Source organism: Pseudomonas sp. P4_B4 (assembly GCF_056402255.1).
The window spans coordinates 65,326-84,106 of record NZ_JBFUHS010000024.1; the positions used below are offsets into that span (position 1 = coordinate 65,326).

Sequence of the window (18,781 nt, forward strand, 5' to 3'; positions counted from 1 at the left end):
CACCAGCCCTGTCATCGGTTTGGCGAGTGGATCATCGGCGTCCTTATCTGACTGATCCGTTCTCAATGGGTACAGATTATGCTGGCCTTTTAGAATCGGCAAGGGCTTCGGTCAGATCCTTGAGGCGTTGCTCTACGTCCATCAGGCGTTTTTTTTCTTCGGCGGCGCTTTGGATTTCTCGCTTTCCCGCCTCTCCCAGGGAGCGGAAGAGCTCAAGCATGGCCTTTTCCTGCATGTTTTCGGTCGCAGGGTCTGAACCTTCGGTCGACACACCATGAAACATTGTGCCTTCGCCCGTGAGTAGCCAATCGACACTTACACCTAAATTGGTGCGTATCGCACCCATTGCCTTGGCGTTCGGCTCCCTCTCATCAAGGAGATAGTTCTGAAGGGTTCGGTAAGGAATTCCTACAATCTCAGAAGCCTCCTTGATGGAAAGGCCCTTAAGGTCCAGAACGCTGCGTAGACGCGTGGCTATACTCATTTTTTCATAGATCCGATTGACGCACCTGTTTTGGTGCGTATACTGCGAACAAACAGGTACATATTAACCAACTAGGAACACATCAACCATGAGCCAGGCCATGGAAAAGCGCCATATCCAGGCGCGATTGATCGAGCACGGTAGCAACTTCCGCCAATTCGCCCTCAGCCACGGTTACGAGCCGCGGACAGTGACGCAAGTCGTCCAGCGCTGGGCCGGCCACGACACGCTGCCACGAGGGCGGCTCTCGTTCTGCATCCTGCGCGATATTTCAAGGTTGATTGGGAAGGAAGTGCTGCCCGGCATCCTTGTGGATCCCGTTGAGCCACCTGATTTAACTGAGGCTGCGAATCAACTGTAGAGGCGGTAGCGCCAGGGAGAAACCAGAAGATGAAACGTCCAGTTCTAGCCAACCGGAAAGATGTTGTCAGCGCCGTTATCTGCGCCTACCCAGGCGGTCGCCTCTACGCCGCTGCCGAACTGGGTATGCCAGTGAAGAAGTTCGATAACCAAGCCTATGAGAGTGCCGGCAGCCGTCCCTTGAGTGACGATCACATTCACCGGCTCGAGCAGATTGCGGGCACTGCCTATTTGGCTAACTACATCGCGGCCAAGTACGGCGGTATTTTCGTCCCGCTGACCGCTGCGGCAGACCTGGACAACGTCGAGTTGTACAACCGATCGGTCAAAGCTGCCGCCAAGCGCGGCAAGGTTGATCAAATTATTGCCGCGGCCCTGGACGACGGGGTGATCAAACCCGGTGAGGCCCAGGCGATTATCACGGCCTTGATGAACTACATGTCCGCTCGCTACGCCGAGGTGCTGGCCACCATCCAGCTACACGCTCGGGGTGCTGTCAGGTGAGCACTTACAAACTCGTTTGCCCCCACTGCTTTGGCCGCATGCGCATTCGCACCAGCGAAGGCACCCACATTTTCCTGCGCGTGGCCTACCTGCAATGCACCAATGAGGCCTGCGGCTGGTCGGTGCGTGCCCAGTTCGAAATGACTCACGAGATGAGCCCCAGTGGCATGGCCAACCCGGCCGTGCGCCTGCCCGTCGCCGATATCGCCCTGCGTCGCGCCGCGATGAAGACCGCCAACGATCAACCCGACCTGCTCGACCAAATGGAAATGGAGTGTGCGCAATGAACCACGAACAGCTTGATCACGACTATCGCAGCAGCATGCAGCGGGCGGCATTCGCCTACCTGCAACGGCACGAAGCACAGCACCTGGTGGATTCCGACCTGCTGTATGAAAACTGCGTGCGGCATATGACCACCGCCCTGGAGGTGCCGGTGTTCCTGGCGCAGCAGCTGGTGCACAACGCCTGGACTGAGTTGCAGGTGATCAACCAGCGCAAGTGGATCGGTGTGGACTGGGGCAATTCCCCCGGTAGTACCGTCGTGCACCTGATCGACACGCGGGCGGACCTGCGTTACCCGGTCCCGGCGAGACTGCTGCCGCAGACCTTGCTCGCCCAACGCGAGTCCGCCCCGAAGCAACACCCTCAGTAAGCCCTCTCCAAAACTCCCGCCCTGCCCCGCTTCCCGTGGGTTTGGGTGAGCTTTGCCCGAAATCAGAGGTGGACCATGGAAATCGACGTCGCCATCACCGCAAAACTGAGCCGTTCGCAGGCCGAGGCGTTGCTCGAAACGCTGCGCAGCCAGTACGCGATGCAGTTCAACGAGCATTGGTACGACGATCGGTTTCGCCTGGTGCCCGAGGGTTTGCGGCATGGCTCGTTGCTCGCGGCCTTCCCGGTGATGGCGGCGCAAAAGCGCTTGATTGGCGCCCTCAAACACAGCCTCGGCGAAGCGAAGTAAGCCCCGATGAACATGAAACACGAGCTACGCGCCGACCTCCTGCAACGGCTCCAGGCCGACTACGGCCTCAAGCACAAGGCCGGCAGGTACATGCGCGAAGGCGAATGCCCGGCGTGCAAGAAGAAGGAGCTGTACGCCTTCCACGATGCCCCGTGGATGATCCGCTGCGGCCGGGGCAAGTGTGGCCAGACCTGGCATGTGAAGGAGATCTACGAAGACCTGTTTGATGACTGGAGCAAACGTGCGCCGGCGACCGAGCAGCATCCCAATGCGACGGCCCGGGCGTATCTGGAATTTTCGCGCGGCTTTCGTCTGGATTTGATTCAGGGTTGGTTTACCCAGGAGACGTATTTCTCCGGTGAGTTGAATGCCGGCAGTGCGACGGTGCGCTTTGCCCTGGACAAGGGTGGGTACTGGGAACGGCTGATCGATCGGCCGCATCGCTTTGGCAAGATGAAGGCGCGGTTCAAGCCCGGCGATAGTCCTCGAGGTGTTTGGTGGTGTCCGCCCTGTGTCGAGCTGCTGGACGTCAAAGAGCTGTGGATTGTCGAGGGGATCTTCGACGCCATTGCCCTGGTGCATAACGGCATTGCGGCGGTGTCGGCGATGTCGTCCGGTGCCTACCCGGAAGAGTCGTTGAAAGAGCTGTCTCGGTTGCGGGGCGACAAGCTGCCCAAGTTGGTGTGGGCCTTGGATAACGAGCCGGGGGCGCACAAGTACACTAGGCGCTGGGTACGGCAGGCGCGTGCCTTGGGCTATCAGTGCGAGGCGGCACAGATCCCTCAGCCCGATAGCCGCAAGGTTGACTGGAATGACCTGCATCAGCGCTGGGCCTTCATCGATGACGAAACCAAGCGCGCCGAGCAGGTCGAAAAAGACCTGGCCAGCGCTCGTTACCATGGCTCGTTGCTGATCGCAGAAAGCGCCTCAGAGAAAGGCGTGCTGATGTATGACTGGCGGGAGCGACACGAATTTCACTTCGGCTTCGACAGCCGGTTGTACTGGTTCAAGATGGACCTGGAGAAGTTCAACAAGGCCATGCTGTCGCTGGAGGCGTCCACCAGTCACGAAGACCAGTTACTCAATGAAAAACAGCGCCGCCAAAAAGCCCTCCGCCAATGCGGCGGTGTGATCGAAATCGCGAACTGCTACCCGCAGGCCTTGTACTTCCAGCGCAACGAAGTCACCGACGAATCCTGGTACTACTTCCGCGTCGACTTCCCGCACGACAGCGGCAGCGTCAAAAACACGTTCACCGGTGGCCAGGTCGCAGCCGCCAGTGAGTTCAAGAAGCGCCTGCTCAGCATGGCCGCCGGCGCGGTGTTCACCGGCAGTGGCCAGCAGCTCGACAAGATCATGAAGGACCAGCTCTTCGGCCTGAAAACCGTGGAGACCATCGACTTCATTGGCTACAGCAAACAGCACAGCTGCTACGTGTTCGGTGACATTGCCGTGCGCAACGGCATCGTCAGCCAGGTGAACAAGGAGGACTTTTTCGAATTCGGCAAGCTGCGCCTCAAGACGCTGCAGAAGTCGATTGCCATGCACATTCAGCGCGATAGCAAGGTGTACCGCAGCGACTGGCTGCCGATGTTGTGGTTGTGCTTTGGGGCCAAGGGCATCGTTGCCCTGGCGTTCTGGTTCGGCGCGCTGTTCGCCGAGCAGATCCGCGCGCAGTACAAGTCGTTTCCGTTCCTCGAGGTCACCGGTGAAGCCGGCGCCGGCAAGACCACGCTGCTGACCTTTTTGTGGAAGTTGCTGGGCCGCGAACACGAAGGCTTCGACCCATCGAAATCAACCCGCGCCGGCCGGCAGCGGGCCATGGGTCAGGTGTCGAACATGCCGGTTGTGCTGATCGAGGGCGACCGTAACGAGCCGGATAAAGCGCACGCCAAGGGCTTCGACTGGGACGAGCTGAAGGACTTCTACGGCGGCGGCACGCTCGGCACCAAGGGTATGAAGACCAGTGGTAACGAGACCTACGAACCGCCGTTTCGTGGCGCCATTGCGATCAGCCAGAACGCCGATGTCAACGCCTCAGAAGCCATCCTGACCCGGATTATCAAATCGCACTTTGCGCGCCCTGAAGTCACCACAGAGAGCCGTGCAGCGGCTGACAACCTGAACCTGATCCCTGTCGAGCAACTGAGTCACTTCCTGCTGATGGCTGTGCGCGCTGAGGCGCAGGTGATGGCGAAGTTCGCCGAACGGGTGCTGATTCATGAACGGCAGCTGCGCATCCTCAAAGAAATCCGCGTGGAGCGGATCATCAAGAACCACAGTCAGTTGATGGCCCTGGTGGATTGCCTGCGGCTGGTGTGCCCACTGGATGAAAACCAGGTGGTGACGACGCAACAGGCGCTGACGGTCATGGCCCTGGAGCGTCAGGCTGCGATCAGCGCGGATCATCCGTTGGTGGCTGAGTTCTGGGAGGTGTTTGAGTACCTGGAGAGCCTAGGCGAAGGTCCGCAGGTGAACCACAGCACCGATCCCACGCTGATTGCTATCAATCTCAATGAGTTTGCCGAAAAGGCCGGCGAGCATCGACAGAACCTAGCTGACCTGAAGACCTTGCGCACGCTGCTGACCGAGAGCCGCAGCCGCAAGCTGTTGGATACCAACAAGCCCACCTACAGCGCCGTACGCGCCTCGCAGAGTGCGGGCAATTCGATGTTCAACAAACCATTAACCGTGCGCTGCTGGGTGTTCCAGGGCGCGTAACGCAACCAGGCGCGGCAACGCCTGAATTCAGCACTACAAGGAGAAGCACCATGCCCAATCCCGCTGCACGAGAGTTTTTTGATGAGTTGTTTCAGTGCCGGGCAGAACGCCCTGCCATTCGCGCAATAGGCATTGATGCCTTGCTGCGCTTGGTGCCCGTCGCTCAACGCGATACCGGCCAGAGCGGAGTCATCGCCCGTTTTCTGCTGGGTCTGTACAACGGCCCGGCATTTCCGTTTGATCTGACCGAGTTGCGCAGCCTGGACGCGGGGTTGTTCGACGACTGCATTGCCGTCCTGCGGCTGGATAACAGCCCTGAACAGGAGGTGCACACCTACGTCCACAACGGCGATGCCATTTGGGAAAACCTGCGCAGGTGCTGGGCATGAAGTGGGCTTCAAAACGTGACCGGGCTGGAAAGGTCATCCCGCACTGCTGGGTGACCGACGGCGGCTACACCGTGGCCGAGTGCCGGTTACCGGACAGGCGATTTCCCATCACCCGACCAGACGGCACCCTGCCCTTTGCGTATGCGAAAGACCGGGATGAAGTGGTCGAGATCATTCAGAAAGACCTGGCCAAACAGGCCTGAAGACGGTGTCGAGGAGCGGCAACTCCCCGACACCTACCACCCCAAGGAGAAGCACCATGCAAGCACAATACCCAAGCGGTAGCGGGACTGAGGCTATCACGAACGCATTTGCAGTCGGAAAAGGGAGACGGCATGAACAATGGTAAATCCTTCCCCTGGAACCTTGACCTGAGTGGCACCTGCGACCAATGCGGCAGATCCCGCGCCCATGGCAACCACCGCAAGTGCAGCAAAGTACGCCAGGCAATCAACGCGCGGCGCAGGGCTGAAGAAGAACGGGCGGGAATCGCCCCAAGACCTAGAAAAAGCGCAGGATTGTTCTGGTTACTTCGCCAGGAATGATCGGCAACACTTGACCCCGAAAGGCCCGGCAACGGGCCTTTCCTTTTTCCGGAGGTTGTCGGCTGTTCAATTCATCGCGTGGGGACGCACATGGCAGATGGCGTAGAGGCCCGGGGCAATTCGGTACGGGTCTATTTTCGTTTCAATGGTGAGTTGTGTCGGGAGCTTGTGCCCGGCGGCAACACCGCGGCCAACCGGGAGCATGCCGCGCGCTTGGTGAACATCATCGAGTACGAGATTCAGGCTGGTACCTTTGAGTACAGCCGGCATTTTCCCAACTCGCCCAGGCTGGTGGAAAACACCTTTGGCCATTACCTGGACCTTTGGCTGAAGATCAAACGCAACAGCGTGGCCGCCACCTCCTACCGGGGTTATGCCAACAAGGCAGAGGTTCATGTGCGGCCGCGCTGGGGCAAGGTTCAGATCGATCAGATCGATCACCTGGATTTGCAGGAGTGGGTGCAGGACACGCTGTCAAAGCGGCTGAAGAACAAGACCATTCGCGACATCATCAGCAACGTGCGCCAGGTGTTCAGGCTGTACCGCACTCGCAAGAAGGTTGCTCATGACCCGACTGAGGGGTTGTTCGTTCGTCTGCCCGATCCTGAGGCGCCAGACCCGTTCACCAGGGCAGAGATCAAGCAGATCCTGGAAACGCCGACCAGCCGCACGCAGGAGCTGTTGATGGTGCAGTTCATGATTTGGGCTGGGCCCCGGGTTTCAGAAACGATTGCGCTGGCTTGGGAGGATGTGGACCTTGAGCGAGGGACGGTAATTTTTCGCCGGTCGAAGGTGCGCGGGGCTTATCGGGTGACGAAGACTCGGCGCTCGACGCGGAAGGTGCGGTTGTTGGGGCCGGCGTGGGATGCGCTACGCAAGATCGATGCGATCAACTCGAAGAAGAATGCGGAGACGGTGGATGTCGTTGAGCGGGACAACAAGACGGTACGGCCGCACACATTGCATTTTGTTTTTTTGAACAGCAAAAGCGGGTTGCCGCATGTCAGCGACTTCGTTGTACGGGATCGTTTCTTCAAGGCGCACTTGCATAAGGCTGGTGTTCGCTATCGCGGGCCGGGGCAATGTCGTCACACCTACGCCAGTCAGTTGCTAACGACGGGCGTGGCTTCAATCGATTGGATCGCTGAGCAGATGGGGCATACCAATGGGAACATGATCCGCCAACACTACGGGACCTGGATCAACGAGGATGGCCCGGACGTCATCGGAATGCTGCAACACGCCCTGAATCTCTAGCCCACTGCCCATTCAGCACAGGGCCAGACTCGGCGCAGTGTAGAATGGCACCTTTCTGCGCTCACCGGAGGTTATCACCTGCCGCGTTTTGCCCAGGTGATGGCATAGCCGATCCCTGCAACGCCCAACTAGGACACCAATAAAGTGTTTCTCATGCCTGTGCTGATGGGAAACAGCGACCGGCTATTTTCGACTCGAAGCGACCGGTCAGAATTGGCGAACCCTCACTCCAAGGAGTTGGCAGCAGTTGCCGGACTTACGCCTTTCGCAATACAGACGTGCCTCCTTGCTCTTATTCATGTTCCTTGCGAGTGGACAGCGCCTTTTGAGCAGCGTCGAGTCCACGACTGACAATGTCGTAGTCGTACGGCTCGCGTTCCCGGGTGTATACCATCAACGCCCCTTGATACGCCGTCACAGCCTGCTCCAGCCGTTCCGTCCCCGCCTCGCGTTCGCCCAAGGTCGCTAGCGCGAGACCTAGGTTTTTCTGCGTCTTCGCCCAGTCCTGCGGTACTCGCTCGCGCGTACGCTCCCTCAAAGCCTGCTGGTAGGCCGCCACCGCTTGCTCCAACCGCATTGTCCCCGCCTCGCGCGTTCCCAACGCCGTGAGCGCGAGGCCCAAGTTGTTCTGCGCCTTCGCCCAATCCAGCGGCACACGCTCGCGAGTGCGCTCCTTCAACGCCTCCTCATACGCCGCCACCGACTGTTCCAACCGCGCATTTCCCACCTCGCGCTCGCCCAAACGCAAGAGCACGTGTCCCAGATTGTCCTGCGTCCCCGCCCAGTCCAGCGGCACGCGCTCGCGGGTATTTTCCTTCAGCGCCTCTTGGAGTACCGCCACTGCCTGCTCCAGCCGCATCGTCCCCGCCTCGCGCCCGCCCAGCATCCCAAGCGCGATGCCCAGGTTGTTCTGCGTCGCAGCCCAGTCCAATGGCACGCGCTCGCGGGTGTATTCCTTCAGCGCCTCCCGGTGCGCCGCTACCGCCTGCTCCAGCCGCATCGTCCCCACCTCGCGCCCGCCCAGCGTCCCAAGCGCGATGCCCAGGTTGCTCTGTGCCGACGCCCAATCCAGCGGCACGCGCTCGCGGGTGTATTCCTTCAGCGCCTCCCGGTGCGCCGCTACCGCCTGCTCCAGCCGCATCGTCCCAGCCTCGCGCCCGCCCAGCGTCTCTAGCACGATACCTAGGCTGTTTTGCGTCTTCGCCCAGTCCAGCGGCACGCGCTCGCGAGTGCGCTCCTGCAACGCTTCCTGATACACCGCCACCGCCTGTTCCAGCCTCGCCGTTCCCACCTCGCGCTCGCCCAGAGCCCAAAGTGTGTCGCCGAGGTTATCCTGCGTCCTCGCCCAGGCCAGCGGTACGTGCTCGCGGGTACGCTCCTTCAACGCCTCCTGGAACGCTGCCAGCGACTGCTCCAGCCGCATCGTCCCCACCTCGCGCTTGCCCAGACTGAAGAGAGCGCTTCCTAGGTTGTTCTGTGTCCTCGCCCACTCCACCGGTACGCGCTCGCGGGTAAATTCCTTCAACGCCTCCCGGTGCGCTGCCACCGCCTGCTCCAGCCGGGTCGTCCCCACCTCGCGCTCGCCCAACGTCGCTAGCGCGATGCCTAGGTTGGTCTGCGCCCCCGCCCAGCCCAGCGGTACGCGCTCGCGGGTATATTCCTTCAGCGCCTCTTGAAGTACCGCCACTGCCTGCTCCAGCCGCATCGTCCCAGCCTCGCGCCCGCCCAGACTAGAGAGTGCGGCTCCCAAGTTGCTTTGCGTCGACGCCCAACTCAACGGCATGCGCTCGCGGGTGTACTCTTTCAACGCCTCCTGAAACGCCACCACCGCCTGCTCCAACTGCTTCGTCCTTGCCTCGCGCCTGCCTAGACTCAACAGCGCACTTCCCATATTGTTCTGCGTCCTCGCCCAGTCCAGTGGCGTGCTCTCGCGGGTATACTCCGTCAACGCCTCCCGGTACGCCGTCACCGCCTGCTCCAGTAGACTCGTTTCCGCCTCGCGCTCGCCCAGAACCTCAAATGCGATAGCCAAGTTGTTCTGAGTCATCGCCCAGTCCAGGGGCAAGCGCTCGCGGGTACGCTCTTTCAACGCCTCCTGAAACGCCGCCACTGCCTGCTCCAGCTGGAGCGTCCCCGCCTCGTGCTTGCCCAGACTTAAGAGAGCGGTCCCCATGTTGTTCTGTATCCTTGCCCAGTCCAGTGAACCGCGCTCGCGGGTGTACTCCTTCAGCGCCTTTTGGTACGCCGCCACTGCTTCTCGCAATGCATTGTCGTCGCCACTCTGCTCGCCGTAGGTGGTGAGGCTGTCTCCGAGAATCACCTGTAAGTTCGCTTGCCGCGACTCAGCTATAGAATTGCTTTCCATGAGATGTCGCACGCGCGCAATGAATGGCTTCAGTCGGTCAGCAATATATCTCCCATTTTGCTCGAAGAACGATGCTCCTTGACTGCTCGCCAACAACAGCAGTAGGTCGTTCAAATCATTGCGAAAAAGCTCAGGCAAGTCATAACTGCCGCTGGCTAATTGGTACTTCTCAGAAGTTTTCCCCAGCTCAACTCCACTGGTCGCTGTCCAGTGCAGACGCATCGGAGCGTCTGGCCTCACATCCAACGCTTCGCCCCAGATCATGACCTGAGCATTGGCTTCGCCAAGCAACTTTCTGGCCCACTGGTGCCCCACCCTAATAGCCTCTTGAGGTTTTTCGCTATCGCTGACAGAGATGCGTCTGTCGAGCAACAAGACCTCTATCTCGTTGTTACTGAATTGAGCGGTCAGAGCATCTCGTATAAGCCGCCGGTGCGCGTCGTCCTTGTCATTCTCCAGTCTTGCGATGGCAATTGTGAAACGTTCTGCGTTGGCATGCGGAAGCGGAAACAGCTCGTGAATCGCGGTCAGCGCCGTACTGAAGCCAGGGGCCTGAGATACCTTGTCCCAGTTGTACCAAACAAGCACGATAGACATTATCAATGCTGCCAAGGGCCAGCCGAGTCGGGTATTTAAGAAGTGGTAAAATTTCTTGAGCGCAACCGCCAACGGGTTGTCACTGGCCTGCGAGTCGGAAGAGGCTTTCCTCGTCGCAAGCCTTTCTCTAAGCCGCTGAATATGCTTTTGCTTGCCACGAGCCATTCCCGCATCCTCGCGATTGTTATTGTGCCGCTACTGCAAGATAGCCCGACTTCCGATGACAAGTTCGAACACGAAACTTCAGATGGCCCATACTTGGTCTCACTTAGCTAATGTTCGGTTGTTACCTGACAGGCGGCGCAGATGATTCGAAGGTTTGCTTTGCAGCGAATCGTGACTTCGCGTTGTGCAGGTCTGCGCGTGGCCGATCTCTGCCAACAACAATGCGACCGACAGATGTGATCCAAAGTTGACGTTAGCGAGAGTCCGTTTCTGGGCCGAATACGGACATTAGCGAGATAGGCGCTTATCTGGCGCACTGATTCCTTTCGAGGTAGATAACAGGGCCAAAAAAGCCACCCGTATTCCCATATCGTTCCCATATCGCCCTTTTTCAGACGCCAGAAACCACAAACCCCCGACTTTCTCTAGGAAAATCAGGGGTTTGTGTTTGCAGAATATGGCGGTGAAGGAGAGATTCGAACTCTCGATACAGTTTCCTGTATACACACTTTCCAGGCGTGCTCCTTAAGCCACTCGGACACTTCACCGTATCTCTTCAAACATGTTCTGTCTGTCGAGGCGCGCTAATGTAGTCGAAAGCTTTTCCGATGGCAAACATTTTTTTCAGAATTTTCATGCGGTTAACGCGATTCAGCATTTGCGGTCGCTCCGGGCCATGGCAAACCGGCCAATCTCCGGCTTCGTGCCCGCCTCTATATAGAGGGGAATGCGCGGCAGGCACGGCGGGCTACGCTTGGCGGGCAGGCAAAGGGTGACTGACGGGTCAGTCACGGCGCTTTACCTGGCCTGCGGCGGTGGGTAACGTCTGCCCTACTTTATTGAAAGGAATAGCGTCATGAGTGAGTTGATTTCCTACCATCTCGAAGACGGTATCGCGACCCTGACCTTGAGCAATGGCAAGGTCAATGCCATCTCCCCGGATGTGATTGCCGCGTTCAACGCTGCGCTGGATCAGGCCGTGACTGATCGTGCGGTGGTGATCATTACCGGCCAGCCGGGCATTCTCTCTGGCGGTTATGACCTGAAGGTGATGACGGCCGGCCCTAGAGAAGCCGTGGCACTGGTGACCTCCGGCTCGACCCTGGCCCGCCGCCTGCTGTCGCACCCTTTCCCGGTGATCGTTGCATGCCCGGGGCACGCGGTGGCCAAGGGTGCGTTTCTGCTGTTGTCGGCCGACTATCGCATCGGTGTAGACGGTCCGTTCAGCATTGGCCTGAACGAAGTGCAGATCGGCATGACCATGCACCACGCGGGTATCGAGATTGCCCGTGACCGCCTGAACAAAGTGGCGCTGCAGCGTTCGGTGGTCAACGGCGAGATGTTCAATCCACAAGGCGCCGTGGCTGCCGGTTTCCTTGATGTCGTGGTCTCGCCTGAAGAACTGCAGGGCGCGGCACTGGCGGCGGCTCGTCAGTTGAAGAAGATCAACATGACCGCGCACAAGAACACCAAACTGAAAGTACGCAAAGCGCTGCTGGAGGCCCTGGACAACGCAATCATCCAGGACCAGGAACATCTGGGTTAAGCCCGGATCTGCTGCAAAGAAAAGCCCGACCGTCGTGTCGGGCTTTTTCATACATGTCTGTGTTAAACGTCTGTAATCGCTCTAGACCGCATCTGACCAAATAGTCGGAAACATCAGCTCAAACATCGGCCATCTCCCACCTCCCTGGCAGCAATTGCCGAAAACAGTGTACATCCGTACACTGCGCCACCTTTTGTCCCGGTGGGGCCTGTAAATGCTGTTTGTGTTCCGTATGTCATTGATGGGCCTGCACTTTATCGTGGCGGGTGTGCTGGGGGTGATTCTCGGCCTGTGTCGGCCATTCAATCCGGACAATAGCCGTCTGTGCGCACGCCTGTACGCATGGCCGGCCATGTGTATTTTGCGTTTGCGGGTGAAGGCCGAAGTCGGGCCGTTGATGGATAAACCTGACAGCTGCGTGATCATCGCCAATCACCAGTCCAACTACGACCTGTTTGTGTTTGGCAATGTGGTGCCCCGCCGTACCGTGTGCATCGGCAAAAAGAGCCTGAAATGGGTGCCGCTGTTCGGGCAGTTGTTCTGGCTGGCCGGCAATGTGCTGATCGACCGTGGCAATGCGCAAAAGGCACGCAAGTCGATGTTGACCACCACCCATACCCTGCAAAACAAAGACACCTCGATCTGGGTTTTCCCGGAAGGCACGCGCAACCTGGGTGAGGACTTGCTGCCCTTCAAGAAAGGTGCCTTTCAGATGGCTATTGCCGCCGGGGTGCCGATCGTGCCGGTGTGTGTCAGCAGTTACGTCAAACACATGCGATTGAACCGCTGGCGCAGCGGGAAAATTCTGATTCGTTCGTTGCCGGCGATTCCCACTGCCGGATTGAGCCTGGACGACATGCCCCTGCTGATCGCCCAGTGCCGCGAGCAGATGCGTGAATGCATCGAGTCGATGGACCGGCAACTACAAGCCATCTGAAAAAGAAAACCCGCCTGGTGCGGGTTTTCTTTTGCCTGCGCGTCTTTCCCCAGAACTCGGCAGATTTAACTGACTCTCAAACACTGCGAGGCTAAGCTGATCAACACTGCCATTGCATTTGTTGCCAATTAAAAGCTGCCAAAAGAAGTGAATCACCATCATGGGTAGAGTTGTTGCTTCAGCGGTTTATAGCGCCGGTAAGAGAGTCACCAATATCACCCTCGACGAAGGCGCAGCCTGGGCTGCAAAACCCGGGCACTTTGTCTGGATCGGCCTCGAAGAGCCGAACGCCGAGGAACTCTACAATCTGCAACGCCAGTTCAAGCTGCACGAACTGGCCATTGAAGATGCCCTGGAAAAGCACAGTCGGCCGAAGCTGGAAACCTTCGGTGATGCGCTGTTCATCGTGACGTATTCGCCCATCCGCCATGAAGGCAAACTCGAGTTCATCGAGACGCATATCTTTGCCGGCAATGGCTACATCATTACTGCGCGCAACGGCCACTCGGCGTCCTACGCCCATGTCCGACAACGCTGTGAGGCGCGTCCGCTGTTGCTTGAGCACGGGGAAGATTTCGTACTCTATGCCATCCTCGATTTCGTGATCGAAAACTACCAGCCGATGGGCGAAGCCATTCACGCGGAAATCGATGAGCTGGAACGCAACGTGTTATGCGGCTCGTTGAATGACTACGACATCCAGAAGCTGCATGGCCTGCGTCGTGATGTTTTGCGCTTGCGTCGTTATGTGGCACCGATGATCGAGATAGGAGAGGAACTGCAGAGACTGAGCTTCCCGTTCATCGACAAAAACATGCGGCCGTACTTTCGCGATGTGCAGATTCATGTCACGCGGCAGATGGAAGACCTGACGACGCTGGCGGATATTGCCAGCCAGACGATTGAAGTCGGGGTGCTATTGGAGGCCTCTCGCCAGAGCGTGGTGCAACGCAAGTTTGCGGCCTGGGCGGCGATCCTGGCCTTCCCGACGGCGGTGGCGGGGATCTACGGGATGAATTTCCAGAACATGCCGGAGTTGAACTGGCACTACGGGTATTTCGGGGTGCTGGGGTTCATTACGGTGGGTTGTTTGGGGTTGTGGGCGAGTTTCAAGAAGTCGGGGTGGTTGTAGGAGCGAACTCGCTCGCGAAAAACCCAAGGGCGCCGCTGTGTACCTGGTTCAACGCGCTATCGTTCACGACCTTCGCGAGCAGGCTCGCGTCCACATTGATCTCTGCAACACCGAAGATCCACTGTGGGAGCGAGCCTGCTCGCGATGCTTTTAATTTCAATCAGCTGCTGGCTTGTGCGCCACAAACCGCATCATCCACTCGGCAACCGTGGTGCCGTGGTGTTCCTGTTCCAGGCTCGCGATACCTTTGGAGTAGACCTGCTCACCCAGTGCCTGCTGGCGAATTTCCAGCAGGGCGCGGGAGTAGTCGTGGATGAATTCCGGATGCCCCTGGAAGCACAGCACCTGATCGTTGATGTGGTAGGCGGCATATGGGCAGAAATCGCTGGATGCGATGACCGTGGCGTTCTCCGGCAGCGACGTAACCTGGTCCTGGTGACTGATCAGCAGCGTCAGTTCTTCGCGCACCGGGCTCATCCAGGGCGCCTTGGCGGCCAATTTGTAGTTGTGGGTGCCGACGCCCCAGCCTTGGGTCGCACGCTCGCTCTTGCCACCGAGCAGCAACGCCAGCAACTGATGACCGAAGCAAACGCCCAGCAACTTGTCGCCGCGCTCGTAGCGGGTCAGCAGATACTTCTTGAGGGTTTCGATCCACGGGTCGGTGCCGAAGGAGTCGGCCTTGCTGCCCGTCACCAGGTAGGCGTCGAATGTCAGGTCGTCGCTTGGGTATTCCCCCTGCACCACGTTGTAGACCGTGAAATCGGCGGCAATCGGCTGCTGCGAAAACAGGTGTTTGAACATCTGCCCGTAGCCCTGATATTGGTCAACCAATTCCGGACGCAGGTGGTCGGTTTCCAGAATGCAGATGCGTAACGACATAAAAATACCTGACACGTGATGGGAATAATGCACACCCCAGAGCCTGCCTTGAAACACCGCGTCAAGGCAAGCCCCGAAATGCATCATCTCCCCCCTAGAACGCCTCCCCTTTGGCTGCCTTCTCCAGCAGCAAGGCGGGAGGCGCGAACCGCTCGCCATATTGCTTGGCCAGATACTGGGCGCGGGCAACAAAGTCTTGCACGCCGTACTGGTTGATGAACTGCAGCGCACCACCGGTCCAGGCGGCGAAACCGATGCCGAAGATCGAGCCAACGTTGGCATCCGCTGTCGAGGTCAACACGCCCTCCTCCACGCAACGCACGGTTTCGATGGCTTGCACGAACAGCAAGCGATCACGCACGTCCTTCGGCGAGATCTGCCCGTCGCTTTTCTCGAAGCGGGTTTTCAACTCAGGCCACAGGTGTTTCTGGCCGCCCGCCGGATACTCGTAGAAACCTCCACCGCCAGCCTTGCCCGGACGATTGAACTCATTGAGCAGCACGTCAATCACGGCAAACGCCGGATGCTCTGTCAGCGGTTTGCCTTCTGCTTGCAGGTCCTTGGCGGTTTGCAGACGGATATGGTTCATCAGGCTGAGGGAAACTTCGTCAGAGATCGCCAGCGGTCCTACCGGCATGCCGGCCTTGCGCGCTTCTGTCTCGATCATCGCCGCGCTCACGCCCTCGCCCAGCATGGCAATGCCTTCGTTGGTGAAGGTGCCGAACACCCGTGAGGTGAAGAAACCGCGGCTGTCATTGACCACAATCGGGGTTTTCCTGATTTGCAGGACGTAATCGAAGCCGCGGGCCAGGGTTTCGTCGCTGGTATTGGCGCCCTTGATGATTTCCACCAGCGGCATTTTTTCCACGGGGCTGAAAAAATGCAGGCCGATGAACTTGCTCTGATCGGGCACGGCGCACGCCAGGCCGCTGATCGGCAGGGTCGAGGTATTGGAGGCGATCACGGCGTCCGCGCCGACGACCTTCTGCGCTGCCAACGAGACCTTGGCCTTCAATTCACGATCCTCGAACACGGCCTCGATGATCAGGTCGCATCCGGCCAGGTCGGCATCGCTTTCGCTGGTTTGAATGCGTGATAGAACGGTGTCGCGTTGCTCGATGCTCATTTGTCCGCGAGCGACCTTCTTGTCCAGCAGCGCCGCCGAATGCGCCTTGCCCTTCTCAGCCGCCGCGAGGTTGACGTCCTTGAGCACCACCTCGATACCCGCCGACGCACTGACAAACGCGATACCGGCGCCCATCATCCCGGCGCCGAGCACGCCGACCTGGCGGGTGACATAAGGCGCAAAACCTTGAGGCCGCGATCCGCCGGCATTGATTTCGTTGAGCTGGAACCAGAACGTGCCAATCAGGTTTTTCGAGACCTGGCCGGTGGTCAGTTCGGTGAAGTAGCGCGTTTCGATCAGGTGCGCCGTATCGAAATCCACCTGCGCGCCCTCAACCGCCGCGCAGAGGATTTTCTCCGGCGCGGGCATCGTGCCCTGGGTTTTGCTGCGCAGGATCGACGGTGCAATCGCCAGCATCTGCGCGACTTTCGGGTTTGACGGTGTGCCGCCCGGAATCTGGTAGCCCTTCACGTCCCAGCGCTGCACCGCCACCGGATTGGCGAGAATCCACGCCCGCGCCTTGGCCAACAGGTCTTCTTGATCGGTCGCCAGCGCGTCGATCAATCCTGCCTGCAACGCTTGTTGCGGTCGCAGCCTCTTGCCTTCAAGCAGATAAGGCAGGGCTTTTTCCAGGCCGAGCATGCGCACCATACGTACCACGCCTCCGCCGCCCGGCAGCAGGCCGAGGGTGACTTCCGGCAGGCCGAGTTGCACCGACGGGCTGTCCAGCGCCACGCGATGATGGCAGGCCAGGCAGATTTCCCAGCCGCCGCCGAGTGCCGCGCCGTTGATCGCGGCGACCACCGGTTTGCCTAGGGTTTCCAGGGTGCGCAACTGGCCCTTGAGGCTCAGCACCATGTCGTAGAAGGCCTTGGCCTGGGGTTTGCCGACCTTGATCAGTTCATTGAGGTCGCCGCCTGCGAAGAAAGTCTTCTTGGCCGAGGTGATGATCACACCGGCGATGCTGTCCTTGTCGGCCACCAGGCGCGCAACGCAGTCCGCCATGGCTTCGCGGTACACCGCGTTCATGGTGTTGGCGCTCTGGCCGGGCATGTCGATGGTCAGGACGACGATCTGGTCCTGGTCTTTTTCGTAACGAATGGCTTCGTTCATAACTGGGTTCCTTGAAGTCCGGGCTCAGAGGCGTTCGATGATGGTGGCAATGCCCATGCCGCCGCCGACACACAGGGTCGCGAGGCCATAACGCAGGCGTCGGGCTTCCAGTTCATCGAGCAGCGTGCCGAGAATGGCGCAGCCAGTGGCGCCCAGCGGGTGGCCCATGGCGATTGAGCCGCCGTTGACATTGACCTTGTCCGGATCGACGGCCATGTCCTTGATGAATTTCAACACCACCGAAGCGAACGCCTCGTTGACCTCAAACAAGTCGATGTCTTCGACCCGCAGCCCGGCCTTGGCCAACGCCTTGCGGGTCGCCGGCGCGGGGCCGGTGAGCATGATGGTCGGATCGGTGCTGGTGACTGCCGTGGCGACAATCCGCGCACGTGGCTGCAGGCCCAGCGCCCGGCCCTTGGCTTCGGAGCCGATGAGCATCAGCGCCGCGCCATCGACAATCCCGGAGCTGTTGCCAGGGGTGTGCACATGATTGATCCGCTCGACATGGCTGTAGACCCGCAGCGCGGTGGCATCGAAACCCATCTGCCCCATCATCTCGAAACTCGGCTTGAGTTTGCCCAGGCCTTCCAAGGTCGAATCGGCGCGGATGAACTCATCGTGATCGAGCAGGATGATGCCGTTCTGGTCCTGCACCGGCACCAGCGACTTGTTGAACGAACCGTCGGCCCGCGCCCGCGCAGCCTTTTGCTGGGAATGCAGGGCGTAGGCATCGACGTCTTGACGGCTGAAGCCCTCAAGGGTGGCGATCAGGTCGGCACCCACGCCCTGTGGCGTGAATTGACTGTGCAGGTTGGTCGCTGGGTCCAGCGCCCAGGCCCCGCCATCGCTGCCCATCGGCACCCGGGACATCGACTCGACACCACCGACCACCACAAGGTCTTCGAAGCCGGAACGCACTTTCATCGCGCCGAGGTTCACGGCCTCCAGCCCCGAAGCGCAGAAACGGTTGATCTGTACTCCCGCCACGCTGACATCCCAATCGGCCACCTGAGCGGCGGTCTTGGCGATGTCGGAACCTTGATCGCCAATCGGTGTCACGCAGCCGAGCACCACATCATCGACCTGGCTGGTGTCCAGCGCCGTGCGCTGTTGCAGTGCGGTGAGCAAACCGGCAACCAGGTTCACCGGTTTGACGCTGTGCAAGGCGCCATCGGCCTTGCCTTTGCCACGGGGCGTGCGTAACGCGTCGAAAATCAATGCTTGGGTCATGACATCCTCGAACCGCAGTGCAGGTGGGTAAATACCGAGTGCCCACTCTTGGCCCGAGCCGCGTTTGATTCAATGACCGCAGCGCTCACAGACGTTGACGCTCACGCTCAGACGGACGGTAGTCAGCTACCGTTCAGGACACCAAGCTGTCTAGCCAACGGGCGCCAAAGAAGCTGGCAATAGGCCTCATGCCATTTTTAAAGCGAATTGCAAGAACACCATACGAAATGGATCTAAGCCAAGCTTAACGCGGGCTCTAAGGTGAACTTGTACGAAGTTGTCGTCGGGTTTTGCCGAGGCACTCGTCACTACAGGAAGTGCAACGCGCTGCCATCATGGAGCTATGCGGGCAGGCATCAGGAAATAACAAAAAAGGCGGTCAAGCCATGTTCAAACAATCGAAAGTACGTCAAGCCGGGCTCATCCTTTTCGCCACCACGCTGTTGTTGATATTGCCGAACCTGACC

Annotated in this window: 17 protein-coding genes and 1 tRNA gene; 12 read left to right on the top strand and 6 right to left on the bottom strand. The window is 59.2% G+C overall.

Going from position 1 to position 18,781, the window contains the following annotated elements:
* Positions 1-76: 76 nt before the first annotated feature.
* On the bottom strand, positions 77-484 hold the full coding sequence (locus tag AC1DVE_RS22860; RefSeq protein WP_477784228.1) for a helix-turn-helix domain-containing protein: 408 nt from the start codon (positions 482-484) through the stop codon (positions 77-79).
* Between the two features lie 100 nt (positions 485-584).
* On the opposite strand from AC1DVE_RS22860, the gene AC1DVE_RS22865 reads away from it, so the two are divergent.
* From AC1DVE_RS22865 to AC1DVE_RS22905, 9 genes are all read left to right on the top strand, one after another.
* Positions 585-845: a helix-turn-helix domain-containing protein gene (locus tag AC1DVE_RS22865; protein ID WP_477784239.1), complete on the top strand. Its 261-nt coding sequence runs from the start codon at positions 585-587 to the stop codon at positions 843-845.
* Between the two features lie 29 nt (positions 846-874).
* Complete coding sequence (locus AC1DVE_RS22870; protein WP_477784229.1) at positions 875-1,348, top strand: YmfL family putative regulatory protein; 474 nt, start codon at positions 875-877, stop codon at positions 1,346-1,348.
* Complete coding sequence (locus AC1DVE_RS22875; RefSeq protein WP_477784230.1) at positions 1,345-1,635, top strand: Ogr/Delta-like zinc finger protein; 291 nt, start codon at positions 1,345-1,347, stop codon at positions 1,633-1,635. Before AC1DVE_RS22870 ends, AC1DVE_RS22875 begins: the two co-directional genes overlap by 4 nt.
* Positions 1,632-2,003 carry a hypothetical protein gene (locus AC1DVE_RS22880; RefSeq protein ID WP_477784231.1) on the top strand — a complete coding sequence of 124 codons (372 nt, stop codon included), beginning with the start codon at positions 1,632-1,634 and terminating at the stop codon, positions 2,001-2,003. The genes AC1DVE_RS22875 and AC1DVE_RS22880 overlap by 4 nt, the downstream gene beginning before the upstream one ends.
* A 75-nt stretch (positions 2,004-2,078) precedes the next feature.
* Positions 2,079-2,312: a hypothetical protein gene (locus AC1DVE_RS22885; RefSeq protein WP_477784232.1), complete on the top strand. Its 234-nt coding sequence runs from the start codon at positions 2,079-2,081 to the stop codon at positions 2,310-2,312.
* 6 nt (positions 2,313-2,318) lie between these two features.
* Complete coding sequence (locus AC1DVE_RS22890; protein WP_477784233.1) at positions 2,319-5,033, top strand: toprim domain-containing protein; 2,715 nt, start codon at positions 2,319-2,321, stop codon at positions 5,031-5,033.
* A 50-nt stretch (positions 5,034-5,083) separates the two neighbouring features.
* Positions 5,084-5,422, top strand: coding sequence for a DUF7673 family protein (locus AC1DVE_RS22895; protein ID WP_477784234.1), 339 nt, complete (start codon positions 5,084-5,086; stop codon positions 5,420-5,422).
* Positions 5,419-5,625, top strand: coding sequence for a hypothetical protein (locus tag AC1DVE_RS22900; RefSeq protein ID WP_477784235.1), 207 nt, complete (start codon positions 5,419-5,421; stop codon positions 5,623-5,625). Before AC1DVE_RS22895 ends, AC1DVE_RS22900 begins: the two co-directional genes overlap by 4 nt.
* A 432-nt stretch (positions 5,626-6,057) precedes the next feature.
* On the top strand, positions 6,058-7,224 hold the full coding sequence (locus AC1DVE_RS22905) for an Arm DNA-binding domain-containing protein (RefSeq protein ID WP_477784236.1): 1,167 nt from the start codon (positions 6,058-6,060) through the stop codon (positions 7,222-7,224).
* Positions 7,225-7,516: 292 nt separating this feature from the next.
* On the opposite strand, the gene AC1DVE_RS22910 is transcribed toward AC1DVE_RS22905, so the two are convergent.
* On the bottom strand, positions 7,517-10,351 hold the full coding sequence (locus AC1DVE_RS22910) for a tetratricopeptide repeat protein (protein ID WP_477784237.1): 2,835 nt from the start codon (positions 10,349-10,351) through the stop codon (positions 7,517-7,519).
* A 458-nt stretch (positions 10,352-10,809) separates the two neighbouring features.
* Positions 10,810-10,899, bottom strand: a tRNA-Ser gene (locus AC1DVE_RS22915).
* Positions 10,900-11,207: 308 nt separating this feature from the next.
* Between AC1DVE_RS22915 and AC1DVE_RS22920 the strand changes: the two genes are divergently transcribed.
* The 3 genes from AC1DVE_RS22920 to AC1DVE_RS22930 all read left to right on the top strand — a co-directional run bounded on the left by AC1DVE_RS22920 (position 11,208) and on the right by AC1DVE_RS22930 (position 13,966).
* Entirely contained in the window at positions 11,208-11,897 is a 690-nt protein-coding gene (locus AC1DVE_RS22920; RefSeq protein ID WP_223459048.1) for a crotonase/enoyl-CoA hydratase family protein, read from the top strand.
* A 214-nt stretch (positions 11,898-12,111) separates the two neighbouring features.
* On the top strand, positions 12,112-12,834 hold the full coding sequence (locus AC1DVE_RS22925) for a lysophospholipid acyltransferase family protein (RefSeq protein ID WP_223459050.1): 723 nt from the start codon (positions 12,112-12,114) through the stop codon (positions 12,832-12,834).
* A gap of 160 nt (positions 12,835-12,994) precedes the next feature.
* Positions 12,995-13,966, top strand: coding sequence for a magnesium and cobalt transport protein CorA (locus AC1DVE_RS22930; protein WP_223459052.1), 972 nt, complete (start codon positions 12,995-12,997; stop codon positions 13,964-13,966).
* Positions 13,967-14,122: 156 nt separating this feature from the next.
* Here the strand turns inward: AC1DVE_RS22930 and AC1DVE_RS22935 are convergent, their stop codons facing one another.
* The 3 genes from AC1DVE_RS22935 to AC1DVE_RS22945 all read right to left on the bottom strand — a co-directional run bounded on the left by AC1DVE_RS22935 (position 14,123) and on the right by AC1DVE_RS22945 (position 18,314).
* Positions 14,123-14,845, bottom strand: coding sequence for an amidotransferase (locus tag AC1DVE_RS22935; protein WP_223459054.1), 723 nt, complete (start codon positions 14,843-14,845; stop codon positions 14,123-14,125).
* A gap of 94 nt (positions 14,846-14,939) precedes the next feature.
* The gene (locus AC1DVE_RS22940) at positions 14,940-17,084 is read right to left on the bottom strand and encodes a 3-hydroxyacyl-CoA dehydrogenase NAD-binding domain-containing protein (RefSeq protein ID WP_223532880.1); all 2,145 of its coding nucleotides are present in this window, start codon (positions 17,082-17,084) and stop codon (positions 14,940-14,942) included.
* A 24-nt stretch (positions 17,085-17,108) separates the two neighbouring features.
* Positions 17,109-18,314: an acetyl-CoA C-acetyltransferase gene (locus tag AC1DVE_RS22945; protein ID WP_223459058.1), complete on the bottom strand. Its 1,206-nt coding sequence runs from the start codon at positions 18,312-18,314 to the stop codon at positions 17,109-17,111.
* Positions 18,315-18,781 lie beyond the last annotated feature (467 nt).